This is a genomic window from Niveispirillum fermenti (assembly GCF_048066175.1).
Taxonomy (GTDB): Bacteria; Pseudomonadota; Alphaproteobacteria; order Azospirillales; family Azospirillaceae; genus Niveispirillum; species Niveispirillum fermenti.
This window is the reverse complement of sequence record NZ_JBLTXA010000044.1, coordinates 1-12,764: the sequence shown is the minus strand read 5'-3', so window position 1 is coordinate 12,764 and position 12,764 is coordinate 1. Positions and strand designations below refer to the sequence as shown.

The 12,764-nt window shown below is 66.8% G+C and carries 7 protein-coding genes; 4 read left to right on the top strand and 3 right to left on the bottom strand.

Annotation, left to right across the window (positions count from 1 at the left end):
• Position 1 precedes the first annotated feature (1 nt).
• The 3 genes from ACM9LZ_RS23250 to ACM9LZ_RS23240 are packed head-to-tail and all read left to right on the top strand — an operon-like array spanning position 2 to position 3,721.
• Positions 2–1,465 carry a tetratricopeptide repeat protein gene (locus ACM9LZ_RS23250; RefSeq protein WP_416621909.1) on the top strand — a complete coding sequence of 488 codons (1,464 nt, stop codon included), beginning with the start codon at positions 2–4 and terminating at the stop codon, positions 1,463–1,465.
• Positions 1,466–1,512: 47 nt separating this feature from the next.
• On the top strand, positions 1,513–1,791 hold the full coding sequence (locus ACM9LZ_RS23245; RefSeq protein ID WP_416621908.1) for a hypothetical protein: 279 nt from the start codon (positions 1,513–1,515) through the stop codon (positions 1,789–1,791).
• Between the two features lie 31 nt (positions 1,792–1,822).
• The gene (locus ACM9LZ_RS23240) at positions 1,823–3,721 is read left to right on the top strand and encodes a tetratricopeptide repeat protein (protein ID WP_416621907.1); all 1,899 of its coding nucleotides are present in this window, start codon (positions 1,823–1,825) and stop codon (positions 3,719–3,721) included.
• Here the strand turns inward: ACM9LZ_RS23240 and ACM9LZ_RS23235 are convergent.
• Both ACM9LZ_RS23235 and ACM9LZ_RS23230 read right to left on the bottom strand, forming a co-directional pair.
• Entirely contained in the window at positions 3,705–5,510 is a 1,806-nt protein-coding gene (locus tag ACM9LZ_RS23235) for a tetratricopeptide repeat protein (protein ID WP_416621906.1), read from the bottom strand. The two genes, ACM9LZ_RS23240 and ACM9LZ_RS23235, sit on opposite strands and share 17 nt — an antisense overlap.
• 110 nt (positions 5,511–5,620) lie before the next feature.
• Complete coding sequence (locus ACM9LZ_RS23230) at positions 5,621–6,664, bottom strand: GDP-mannose 4,6-dehydratase (RefSeq protein ID WP_416621905.1); 1,044 nt, start codon at positions 6,662–6,664, stop codon at positions 5,621–5,623.
• A 485-nt stretch (positions 6,665–7,149) separates the two neighbouring features.
• Here ACM9LZ_RS23230 and ACM9LZ_RS23225 point away from each other — a divergent pair, with 485 nt between their 5' ends.
• Positions 7,150–9,369, top strand: coding sequence for a TonB-dependent receptor (locus ACM9LZ_RS23225; protein WP_416621904.1), 2,220 nt, complete (start codon positions 7,150–7,152; stop codon positions 9,367–9,369).
• Positions 9,370–9,553: 184 nt separating this feature from the next.
• Here the strand turns inward: ACM9LZ_RS23225 and ACM9LZ_RS23220 are convergent.
• The coding region (locus ACM9LZ_RS23220) for an Ig-like domain-containing protein (RefSeq protein WP_416621903.1) at positions 9,554–12,764 on the bottom strand (3,211 nt) is incomplete at its 5' end.

The following is a 12,764-nucleotide window of genomic DNA, read 5'->3' as shown; positions in this document are numbered from 1 at the left end:
CATGAACGCGACATCGAAGAAGAAGCGCGGAACAACGGGCGGCAGCACCATGCCGCCGCCCCATCAAGCCTCGGTGACGGTGCCGTTTCCCGCCCCGGCCCCCTTGGCGCCCCCCGCCCCGGCCCCCGCGCCCGCCAATGGCGACGAGGCGCTGTACCAGCAGGCGGAGGCGGCGTTGCGCGCCAATCCGCGCGACGGTGCGGCATGGAGCATGCTGGGCGTCCTGCTGCGCCGGGCGGGCCGGAACGATGAGGCGCTGGTCTGTTACCATCGGGGTCTGGAGTACGAGCCGGACAATGCCGGCATCTGGTCGAATCTGGGTAATCTTCTGACCGATGCCGGCCGCCATGCGGAGGCCGGCGACGCGCATGCGCGGGCGATGCGCCTGCTGGGCGACAGCCCGCAATTGCTGTTCAACGCCGCCATCGGCCGGCGTAAGGCCACAGCCTATCATGACGCGCTGCTGATGCTGGACCGCGCGCTGGCCGACGATCCCGGCTCGGCCAACCTGCATTGGGAACGGGCGCTGACGCTGCTGCAGGTCGGCAATTATGAGGAGGGATTCCGGGAGTACGAGTTCCGCCGCCATATCCCGGCATACCGCACCCGCCCCACGCCGGGCACGCTCTGGGACGGCAGCCCGCTGGACGGGCGACGTATCTTCCTGTCCACCGAGCAGGGCTTCGGCGATGCGCTGATGGCCGCACGCTATGTGCCGCTTGTGAAGGCACGCGGCGGGCGCATCCTGTTCGAATGCCATCCGGAACTGCGCCGCGTGCTGGGGGGCCTGCCGGTCGATGAATTCGTGCCCGCTGGATCCGCCTTTCCCGATTTCGATGTGCAGGCGTCGCAGATGAGCCTGCCGTTCCTGTGCGGCACCCGTTTCGACACGGTGCCGCCGCCGGTGCGGCTGCACATCCCGCCCGATGCGCGGGCCAAGGCGGCACGGGTGCTGGGACCGGCCCAACCGGGTATCCTGCGGGTCGGTATCATCTGGTCGGGCCGCGTCACCTTCGCCGACAATGGGCGGCGCGCCACCAGCCTGTCGCGGTTCCTGCGGTTCGGCACGGTGCCCGGTGTGCGGCTGTACAGCCTGCAGAAGGGCCCGCCGGAGGAACAGCTCGACCCCCTCGTCTCCCGGCTGCTGGTGACCCCGCTGGGGCCGCATATCGAGGATTTCGCCGATACCGCCGCCCTGGTGGAACAACTGGACCTGGTCATCATGACCGACAGTTCCACGGCGCATCTGGCAGGTTCGCTGGGCCGGCCAGTATGGAACCTAGTGCAGTTCATGCCCTATTGGATCTATGGTGAGCGCGGGCAGGGCACGCCCTGGTATCCCAGCATGCGTCTGTTCCGCCAGATCGACGACCAGGACTGGGAACCGGTGTTCGATCAGGCGATGGCCGCCCTGGCGGAACTGGCCCGGACCAAGGCCATTGCCGCCAAGCCTTGCCGGGCCTGACCGGCTTCTGTATCTGTCTTGCGATGTGGGTAACCGGGGAACGGATCATGGGCTATTACGATATGGTCGAGGAAACCTGGCAGTTGAGCGATGCCGCCCGCGACTATACCCAGAAGGCCGGCCGCCCGGTGGAGGCTGCCGAACTGTGGGAGAAGCTGTTCGCGCCCTCGCCCCTGGTCGATCGGGAGCGGACACTGCGCGAAAGCCCGGCGCTGGACCGCATCTTCCTGAAATCGATCTACGGGCTGCAATATTCGGCGGAATTGAAGGACTGGATCCCCTTCCGCCATGGCCCCGTCAACCTGACGGACGAAAGCAGTATCTGAACCGGCGGGCCCGGGCGGCAAGACGATGACAATGATGCGTGATGCCCTGGATGCCGGCCTGACCCATCATCGCGCCGGCCGGATCGACCGTGCGGCGTCAGCCTATCGTGACGTGCTGGCGGCGGAACCCGGGAATGCCGACGCCCTGCACCTGCTGGGCATGACCGAGCGGCAGTCCGGCCGGGTGACGGAGGCGGAGACGCTGATCCGTCGTGCCCTGACCCTGGCCCCGCATCTGCTGGAGGCCCGGCTGAACCTGGCCAACATCCTGATGGCCCGGGGCGATACGCCGGCGGCCATGATGCAATGGCGGAGGGTGCTGGCGATCGACCCGGCCAACGCCCCGGCCTGGCATGCGCTGGGATCGGCATCCGCCGGCCATGGCGGGGCGGGGCGGCCGGATGCCATCCGCGCCTTGCGCCGCGCGGCACGGCTTATGCCGTCGCGTGCGGACATCCAGCACGATCTGGGCCTGCTTCTGCGCCAGGACGACCGGATCGACGAGGCCATCGCCTGCCAGCGGCGCGCTTTGTCGCTGGAACCCGGCCTGCTGGCCGCCTGGATGGGCCTGGGTAATGCCCTGCTGGAGAAGGGTGACACGGGCGCGGCGCTGGCGGCGCTGCGTCTGGCCGCCAGCCTGTCCCCCGGGACGCCGGAAATCTGGTTCAACCTTGGCAACCTGCGCTATCGGCTGGCCGACCCGGAAGGGGCGCTGGCATGCTACGGCCGTGCCGCCCGGCTGGGGCTGGCGGCGGCGCGGTCGCGGGTCGTGGCGGTGCTGGTGGATCTGGGCCGGGATGGGGAAGCGGAAGCGGCCCTGGCCGGGTATATGCCGCTGTCCGGCACCGACGTGCCCACCTGCCTGGAACTGCTTTATACGCTGCTGCTGCGTCGCGGGCATCTGGCGGATGCGCGCAGCCTGTTCACCCGGCTGGCCACGGTGCCGCTGGCTGGCCGGCAATACACGGTGGAATGCCTGACCGCCCTGTCGGCGCTGGATCTGGCTGAGGGCGCCGATCCGGCAGTGGCGGCCGGCCGGCTGGAGAAGCTGCGTACCGACAATTGCTGGACCTTCACCGTCCGGTCGCTGGCCGCCCTGGAACAGACCCGCCGCCAGCAGGGCTGGCAATGGCACCGCCCGGCCAATCCGGCGCCTGACCGGCCGCGCCTTACCTCCAGCTCGCTGGGCAACCGGGGGCGCTTTGCCCATAATGTGCTGGAATATGTGCTGCTGCGGCTTTACGCGGAAAAGCATGGCTGCGTGCTGGAGACGCCGGACTGGGTCGGGGGGGCCTATTTCGATCTGGACGACCCGGCGCCCGGTGGCCCGCTGCCACCGTGGCCGTTCGCGCGGCGCGTGCTGAACGGATTTGTCACGGGCGAACGGCAGGGGCCGCCGGTGATGGACCGGGACGTGCTGTCGCCGCTATTCCTTTATGAATACCCCGTGGAATATCGTGACCGCATCCGATCCTGGCTGCGTCCGCGCCCGCAATGGGCACCCTGGATCGACCCGCCGGTCGATGCCCTGCGCGCCGTCGGACGGACCGTCGTCGCCATCCATATCAGGCGTGGCGACTTCCTGGCCTTCGGCTATCCCATCACGGAGACGGGTTGGTATGTCGACTGGCTGCGTGACCTGTGGCCGACGCTGGACCGGCCGGTCCTTTATCTGGCCAGTGACGATATCCCCTCGGTACGTGCCGCCTTCCGGGAATTCCGGCCGGTGACGCTGGACGACGCGGCGCCATCCTGGCCGGGGCTGGAATTCCTGCAGGATTTCCATGTGCTGACCCAGGCCGACATTGTCGGCATCAGTGCGGCCAGCGGGTTCAGCCAGTTGGCGGCCCGGTTGAACGGGCGCGCCCGTCTGTGTGTGCAGCCGGACATGGCGGCCGGCGGCATCCGTCCCTTCATTCCCTGGACATAGCGGCCCGTTCCGTCAGCGCCGCCATCACCCGCGCCAGCACGGCTGTCCAGTCGCCGCGCCTTTCCTGCCGGAACAATCGCATGGTCGGGTACCAGATCGTGTCCGTCCGGTCTTCCAGCCAGCGCCAGTCGGGGGCGAAGGGCAGCACAGTCCAGGTCGGCCGCCCCAGCGCGCCGGCCAGATGCGCCGGCCCGGTGCAGGAGGTGATGACCAGGTCCAGATTGGCCATGATGGCGGCGGTGTCGGCGAAATCGCCGATGTCCGGCCCCAGATCGGTGAAACAGGCGGGCAGCGGCCCGATGCTTTCAAGGTCTTGGCGCCCTGCGCCCTTCTGCAGGCCGAAGAAGGACACGCCCGCCACATCCAGAAGCGGCCGGAACGCCGCCAGCCCCGGCGAGCGCAGCCGGTCGGCCTTGAATTCCGGGTTGCCGGCCCAGACCAGCCCGACCTTCAGGCCCGTGAAGCCTGCCAGCCGGCCCGCCCATTCGGCTTCCAGGGCCGGCTCTGTCGCCAGATAGGGCACGTTGGCCGGGATGTTGTCGATCCGCGCTCCCAGTAGATGGGGCAGGGACAGCAGCGACACATGCGCATCATGCGGCGGCAGGGGCTGGTAACGGCCGACCACCCTGTCCATCCCCGGCATGCTCCCCAGAAGGCGGGTCAACTGGCCGTTGCATTCCAGCACGATATCGATGCCGCGCGCCCGCAGCGGCGGCAGGTAGCGAACGAACTGCAGCGCATCGCCCACACCCTGTTCGTCATGCACCACCAGTGTACGGCCTTTCATGTCCCTCCCGTCCCAGACGGGCGTGGTGAAATTCCGCTTGGGGGAGGAGAAGTCCGGCATGCGGCTGCGCCATTCATATTCGGCAAACCCCTCCGCATAGTTTCCCTGCATCAGCAGGGCCACGGCCAGCGCACTGTGGGCGGCTGCCAGGCCGGGGTCATGCCGGATGGCGGCACGGGCCGCCTCCACCGATTGCGCGATGCGCATTTCATCCCGGTAGGCAACGGAAAGGTTCAGATGGGCCGCGGCGCTGTTGGGTTGACAGGCGATGGCCCGCTGGAAGCAATCGATCGCCTCGGCATACCGGTCGCGGTCCTGCAGGATGATGCCCAGGTTGGAGAGCAGGCCGGAATCATCCGGTGCGAAGCCCAGGGCGGTACGATAGGCGGTCTCCGCCTCCTCGTGCCGACCCAGCCGCCGCAGCGCCACCCCCATATTGACATAGGCGGCGACCGATAGCGGCTGCATGCCCAGCAGGTCGTACAGGGCGTCGATCGCCGCCTCGGCCTGATTGTCCAGGATCAGGAGCCGGGCGAGCTGCAGCCTGGCTTCCCCGGAAAAGGGCCGCAGGATGATCAACTGCCTCTGCGCCACGATGGCGTCGCCATAGCGCTGCATCTGGTCCAGGATATTGACCAGATTGACATAGGCGTCGGTGAAATCCGGCGCCAGACGCAGGGCCCTCATGCAGGATTCCAGGGCTTCCTGCATGCGGCCCAGCCGCCGCAGGGCGCTGGCGCGGTTGGAATGCAGGGCAGGGGTGGCCGGCCCGGCCGCCACCGCGGCGTCCAGCACCTTCAACGCCGCCCCATGGTCGCCGGTCTGGAGATGCAGCACGCCCAGCCGTTGCAGTGCCTCCCCATGGTCCGGCTGTCGGGCCAGCACGGCGCGGTATCCGGCCGCCGCCGCGGCGGTGCGGCCGGCATCATGCTGGGCGGTGGCGTCGGCCATCAGCGCGGCGATGGTCTGCATGGGTCGTGACCGCTCCTGTTCCGGGCTCATCGGGCCGGCTGTCCTTATGGCAGGCCGGCGGCTTCATGTTAACTGGATTGGTGCATCTGGCGCGGGTGGGGGCATCGCCGGGACCGCTGCCGTTCCCGGAACGGCCTATGTCATCCCCGGCGTGCCTGTTCGGCCGTCACCATCATGGTGACCAGGGCCGGCAGATCGACGGTAGGCGACCAGCCCAGCCGCAGACGGGCCCGCGTACTGTCGCCCCGCAACTCCCCCACCTCCGCTGGTCGGAACAGGGAAGGGTCGACCGTGACGCAGGGCCGACCGGTATCCAGGTCGATCGCCTGCTCGGTCAGTCCCTCCCCCTGCCATTCCAGGCGCAGGCCCAGCGCATCGGCCGTCATGCAGACGAAATCGCGCACGCTCCAGGTCCGGCCCGTGGCCAGCAGGTAATCATCGGGCTGTCCGGCCTGCAGCATCGCCCACATGCCGCGAACATAATCCCCGGCGAACCCCCAGTCGCGGCGGGCATCCAGCCGGCCCAGCGCCATGGGTGCGGCCCGCCGGCCCTGCTGCCAGTCGGTCAGGCTGCGCACGATCTTGGTGGTGACGAACTCTGGCCCCCGCAGCGGCGATTCATGGTTGAACAGGATGCCGTTGACGCAGAACAGGCCATAGGCGACGCGGTAGAGCGTCGTCATCTGATGGGCTGCCACTTTCGCCACCGCATAGGGGCTGCGTGGCCGGAACAGGGTGCTTTCACGCTGCGGCACCTCCGGCGCCGCCCCGAACATCTCTGATGTCGAGGCGTGGTAGAAGCGGGTGGCGGGGTGGCGGGTGCGGATGGCCTCCAGCAGGTTGGTGGTGGCGACGGCGTTGCTGGCAAAGGTTTGTGCGGGCACCTGGAAGGAGGAATGCACCGAGCTGTGGGCGGCCAGATGATAAAGCTCCGCCGGCCGGCATTCGTCCAGCAGCCCGGTGGCGGCCTGCGCGTCGGTCAGGTCCGCCGTGACCATTGCCACCCGGCCCGTCAGCCCCATTTCCGCCAACCGCCACGCCCCCGCCGGCACTGTGCCGCCGGGACGCAGGGTGCCTGTCACCTGATAGCCCCTGTCCAGCAGCAGGGCCGCCAGATAGGCGCCGTCCTGGCTGGTGATGCCGGTGATCAGGGCACGCCGCCCCTTCTCTGCCTGTTCACGCATCCAACTGTCCTGACAACCATTCCATGGCACCGGCGGCCCCGCCGGTGCGGACGCCATCAATCTACAGGACGGGCGGGTCCATGGCGAAACCGGAATCCTCGTTCTGCGTCAGGGACAAGGCGGTTGTTCCGGTCCGCTGTGATTGCAAGCCGCCTGGTGTTTCGGTCATATTAGTTGAAATGATCAACTATTAACATTTGTATATGGAGAATATTGGTCTTGTATAAATATAATCACGTGTGATGGAAATCTTTTTGCCCCAGTTTGTTTCTTGCAAAGAAAAAAGGAATGAAGCATAATTATTATGTTAAAAAATGATATGAGCAATTGCGGGACCGCAGGTCCCTGTGCAGCCACCAATAAGATCAAGATCCGATAGGGAGGATTCCATGGGTTCTCTTGAACGCCGGCCGCATTCGGCCGGAGTGCCGCCGCATGCCCGGACCGCTTGTCGCGTTTTGCTGGCATCAGGACTGGCAATGGCCATGGCGGCGCCCGCCACGGCCCAGCCGGTGGCGCAGCCCGCCGATTCAGCGACGCTGGAGGAGATCGTCGTGACGGCCCGGCGCCGGTCGGAAGCGTTGCAGGACACGCCGGTCGCCGTCTCCGCCTTCACCGCCGAGGCGCTGGAGGCCCGCAATGTGGAGACGCTGGACAATATTGCCCGTTTCACCCCGAATATCCGATTCGACGGGGCCGCGGCCCTGTCGGGAGGCAATTACAACGCTACCGTCTTCATCCGAGGCATCGGCCAGAACGACTTCGCCATCTTCAGCGATCCGGGCGTCGGATTCTATGTCGATGGCGTCTATTATGCGCGGTCCATCGGCGGCATCATGGATGCCGTGGATTTGCAGAGCGTGGAGGTGCTGCGCGGACCGCAAGGTACACTGTTCGGCAAGAACACCATCGGCGGTGCCGTTCTGATCACCACCCAGCGGCCGACCGACGCGCTGACCGGCCGGGTGGAACTGACCACGGGGCGTTTCAACCGGCTGGACGTGAAGGGGACGCTGAACCTTCCCCTGGCTGATGGCAGGGTGTTGACCCGCCTGTCGGTTTCATCGCTGAACCGGGACGGTTATGCCAAGCGCCTGTCGGACGGACAGGATATGGGCGACCGCAACGCCGACAGCGCCCGGCTGCAGATTTCCACGAATGTTACGGAAGATATCAATTTCCATCTCGTGGGTGACGTCACGCGGGCGCGTGAACATTCGGCACCCAACAAGCTTCTGGCCATCGCACCCGCGCCGGGCCTGACGGGGGTTCCCTTCCTGGTGAACTACAACGATCTGGTGGCGCCGACCCTGGGCATCACGGCGCCCAACGGACAGAGGACGCTGAACAATTCCTTCATCACCGACAGTCCCTTCACGACCTGGGCTTCGGGTCCCAATGTCAACGACCTGGACCTGTGGGGCCTGGCCGGGACCCTGACCTGGAACCTGGGAAATGTGGAGGCCAAGAGCATCACGGCCTATCGCGAATTGCAGGCCACCTTCGCCCGCGACGGTGACAATACGCCCTTCACCTATCGCGAGACCTTCAATGATGACGACCAGTGGCAGTTCAGCCAGGAATTTCAGTTGAGCGGTGACGGGTTTGACGGGCGTTTCACCTGGGTGGGCGGCGTCTATTACTTCACCGAGGAAGGGACCGATGATGCCAGGGCCGATCTGGCCATGGGCCTGTGGCCGCCGCTGGGCCCGCCCATGTCGCCGGCCACGATCATCCTGAACCGTATCGACAACAGTTCCTATGCCGTGTTCGGCCAGGGGAATTTCAAGCTCACCGACGCCTTGTCCGTCACGGCTGGCGCGCGGTGGAACCGCGACAAGAAATGGATTTCGGTCTTCAACCGCCGGCAGCGCGATCAGGTTGTTTTCACCGATGTGCAGCGGTCGAGCAACTGGAACGCCTTCACGCCCAAGCTGGGGCTTGAATACAAGGCCAGCAGCGACGCGCTGCTGTACTTCTCTGCGGGCAAGGGTTTCAAGAGCGGTGGCTTCAATGCCCGCCCGCTGGCGGATGAGTCGGAGGTGACGCAGTATCAGCCCGAGACCATCTGGACCTACGAGGCCGGTGCCAAGACAGGCTGGCTGGACAACAGGCTGATCGTCAATGTCGCCGCCTATCTCAGCAAATATGACAATATCCAGCTCACCGTGAACCAGACGCCGCGCAACTTCGTGGCCAATGCCGCCAAGGGCACCATCAAGGGTGCCGAGCTGGAAGTGCGGGCCAAGCCGGCCCGCGGCCTGGATTTCGACCTGGCGCTCGGTTACACGGACGCCCAGTATGACAAGGTCGGCACCGGCCTGGGCCCCACCCAGATCCTGCCCATCACCGATGCCGCCAAGTTCGTGAAGACCCCGAAATGGACCGCCAGCACCGGGCTGCAATATACGCATGTGCTGGAAAATGGCGGCGCGCTCAGCCTGCGCGGCGACCTGTCGGCCTACAGCAAGTTCTACAACGACGTGGCCAATACCGAACTGGTGGCACAGTCCGGCTATGGCATCGTCAACACCCGTCTGACCTACACCGCACCGGATGATAGCTGGACGCTTGCCCTGTTCGCCACGAACGTGACGGATCGGCGTTATTTCGTCTCGGGCAATGCCAGCGGGGCCTTCGGTCTGGCGGAGGTCAGCTATGGCCGGCCGCGCGAATGGGGTCTGACGCTAGGCGCGAAATTCTGACGCATCGGTTCCGGACAATCCCCATACCGGCAAACACCGATACCAGCACGGCCTTGGGTTGCCGTGCCGGTATCGGTGTTTGCCGGCGATCATCCGGTGCAGGAAGATCGTTATGGATCGGAACAAGGCGGGTGGGGCAGGCGGGGATGGTCCCGCCGGCCCCACCCGCCTGCGCGGTGCCGGGTCAGGTGGCGGCGGTGTCCAGGAACCAGGTGGCCACAGGCCCGGTGACACCGAGGATGGTGATGGAACCACCATTGCCCAGGTCGAGCACGGTGTTGCCATCGACCAGCCGGGCCGACGCGATGACATCGGCGAGGGAGAGGCCGGCGTCGTAGATGGCCAGGCGGTCGACACCCACCTGGAAATCCGCGATGACCGTGCCGCCGGACTGGCGGCCGAAGGCGAAGGTGTCGGCCCCCTCGCCGCCCCACAGCGTGTCGGCCCCGCCATCGGCGAAGATCAGGTCGTCGCCCGCTCCACCATTCATGATGTCGTCGCCTTCGCCGCCGAACAGCGTGTCATTGCCCTCGTCGCCGAACAGGATGTCGTTGCCAGTCCCGCCGACGCCGATATCGTCGTCCTCGCCCAGGCTGATCAGGTCGTCGCCATCGCCTCCCATCGCGGTGTCGTTGCCGGTGCCGCCGAGGATGATGTCGTCGCCTTCGCCGCCATGCAGCAGGTCGTCACCATCCTCGCCGAACAGCGTGTCGTTGCCGGTGCCGCCATCGACGGTGTCGTTGCCTTCGTTGCCGGTAAGGATGTCGTCGCCTTCCTCGCCGAACACCGTGTCGTTGCCGGTGCCGCCGAAGCCGTAGTCGTTGCCGCTGCCGCCGCCAACCAGGTCGTTGTCGGCACCGCCCATCACCCAGTCGTCGCCCTCGCCGCCATGTACGACATCGTCGCCTTCATCACCGGACAGGGTGTCGTTGCCCAGCGTCGATGCGATGGTGTCGTTGCCGCCACCGCCTGACAACAGGTCGTCGCCCGGACCCAGGATCATCACCTGGCTGCTGGCATCGCCATAGACCGCCTGATTGCCCTTCCCGCCGATCAGGGTTGCCTGACCGATCACCGCGATGAACTCCACATTGTTGATGTCGGCCGTGATCGGGGTGTTCGCGGCGCTGGTGTTCAGCACGATGGCGGTGGGCAGGGTCCCGCTCAGCGTATTCCCGGTGATCTGGAGGGTGCTGCCGCCGGGCTGGCTGGTGTCGCCAGCACCGGAAAGATCGATGCTGCGGACCAGCAGCGCGCTGTCCTGCGGCAGGACCGACAGGAAGCCGGTGCCGCCGCCCGTCAGGTCGGTGCGGGAGCTGGAGCCGGCGTCGGTGCGCTGTTCGATCTCGCGGATCAGATCGGTCAGCGACTGTGCTCCTGTCGTGCGCGATGAGTTGCCCGAACTGGTGACATTGACACCGATCGGCACACCCACGCTCAACGTCATCACCGTGCTGACCTGACCGGTGACCGGGTCGAGCATCCGTTCCCGCACCACCGGCACATCGGCCAGGTTCTGGTTCGGGGTGCTGGGATCCTCTTCCCGGCTTTCGGTCGGGGCGACGATCACGACGGTGCTGACCTGGGTGCCGTCTGACAGGGTGGCGGTGCCGCCCTCCACCAGGGCGCCGTCGATATTCTCCACCGGGGCCGGGACCTCCGGCACCGGCTTCTCCGCCGTCACCTGCACCTTGGCCGCACTGGCGGTGAAGGTCGGGGAGATGTTGCCGACGGCGTCCGTCACGGTGACGGTCAGGCTGAGCGCCCCATCCCCGAGACCGGACAGGTTCAGGCCGCTGATGCGGGCATCGGCTGCGGACAGCAGGCCGCTGCCGCTGATCGAACCGCCACCGGAAGAGGTGATGGTCCAGACATAGCTGGCGCCCGGCTCTGCCCCGGCAATGGTGAAGGCGACATTCACCTGCTCGCCGGCATCGATGGTGGTGTCCTCGAAGGCCACCGTCACCGCGGTCGGGGCCGTGGTGTCGATGACCAGGAACTGGTTGCCCGGCGCGGAGACATTGCCGGCGGCGTCGGTCGCCGTCGCCGTGATGGTATTGGTGCCATTCACGTCGAGCGACAGGGTGCCCGATACCGGTGTTGCGGTGCCCAGGTCGATGGACCAGGCGCCGTCCGTGGCGACCGTGCTGTAGATGGCACCCCCCACCGTGACGGTGACGGTGGCCCCCGCCTCCGCCGTGCCGGTGATCACCGGTGTGGGATTGCCCGTGTTGGCCGCCGAGGAGATCGTCGGAGCCTCCGGCGGTGTGGCGTCGATCACCACATTGCCATTGCCGGGGGCGGAAACATTGCCGGCGCCATCGGTCGCCGTGGCCGTGATGGCGTTGTCGCCAGCCGGGTTGAGCGACAGGGTTCCGGAAACCGGGGTGGCCGTGGCCAGGTCCACCGTCCAGGTACCGCCCGTGGCCACCGTCGTATAGGTCGCGCCGCCTACCGTGACGGTGACGATGCTTCCGGCCTCCGCGGTGCCGGTGATGGCAGGCATGTTCTCCCCGGGGGGCACGAGGTCGATGCCGGGTGCCGCCGGTGCGGTGCTGTCGATGACCAGGGTCTGGCTGCCGGGTCCGGAGATGTTGCCGGCCGGGTCCGTCGCCGTCACCGTGACCCCATTGTCGCCATCGGGGTTGAGCGTCAGGGTGCCGCTGGCCGGCGTGGCCGTCCCGGTGTCGATGGACCAGACGCCGTCCGTGGCAAGGGTGGTGTAGGTGGCGCCGCCGATGGTCAGCGTGACGATGCTTCCGGCCTCCGCCGTGCCCGTGATGACGGGCGTGTTGTCACCGGTCAGCGACGGGGAGGTGACTACGGGCGCGCCGGGTGCCGTCGTATCGATGGTCAATGTCTGCGTGGCGGGCGCGGACACATTGCCTGACGGGTCCGTGGCCGTGACGGATACGCTGTTGTCGCCATTGGTATTCAGCGCCAGCGTTCCGCTGGTCGGGGTTGCCGTTTCGGTATCGATGGACCAGACACCACCGATGGCCGTGGTGGTGTAGGTGGCGCCCCCGATGGTCAGGGTGATGGTGGTGCCGGCTTCTGCGGTACCGGAGATCACCGGCGTGCTGTCATTGGTCGGGCCGGACGAGGTGATGACCGGCGCGCCCGGCGGCGTGGCATCGATAACCAGCGTCTGGGTGCCCTGGCCGGAGATGTTGCCCGCCGCATCGGTCGCGATGGCCGACACATTGTTGTTGCCGTTCGGGTTCAGCGCCAGGGTGCCGCTTGTCGGCGTGGCGGTTCCGGTGTCGATGGACCAGCTCCCGCCGGTTGCCGTGGTGATGTAGGTGGCACCGCCAATGGTCAGGATCACCGTGGCGCCGGCTTCCGCGGTGCCGGAGATGACCGGCGTGCCGTCATTGGTCAGGCCGGGCGAGGTG

Excerpts from the sequence above, each read along its gene's own strand:
- ACM9LZ_RS23245 (WP_416621908.1), top strand. The coding sequence starts at position 1,513 with ATGGGCTATTACGATATGGTCGAGGAAACCTGGCAGTTGAGCGATGCC.
- ACM9LZ_RS23230 (WP_416621905.1), bottom strand. The coding sequence starts at position 6,664 with ATGCGTGAACAGGCAGAGAAGGGGCGGCGTGCCCTGATCACCGGCATC.
- ACM9LZ_RS23250 (WP_416621909.1), top strand. The coding sequence starts at position 2 with ATGAACGCGACATCGAAGAAGAAGCGCGGAACAACGGGCGGCAGCACC.
- ACM9LZ_RS23240 (WP_416621907.1), top strand. The coding sequence starts at position 1,823 with ATGATGCGTGATGCCCTGGATGCCGGCCTGACCCATCATCGCGCCGGC.
- ACM9LZ_RS23235 (WP_416621906.1), bottom strand. The coding sequence starts at position 5,510 with ATGAGCCCGGAACAGGAGCGGTCACGACCCATGCAGACCATCGCCGCG.
- ACM9LZ_RS23225 (WP_416621904.1), top strand. The coding sequence starts at position 7,150 with ATGGCGGCGCCCGCCACGGCCCAGCCGGTGGCGCAGCCCGCCGATTCA.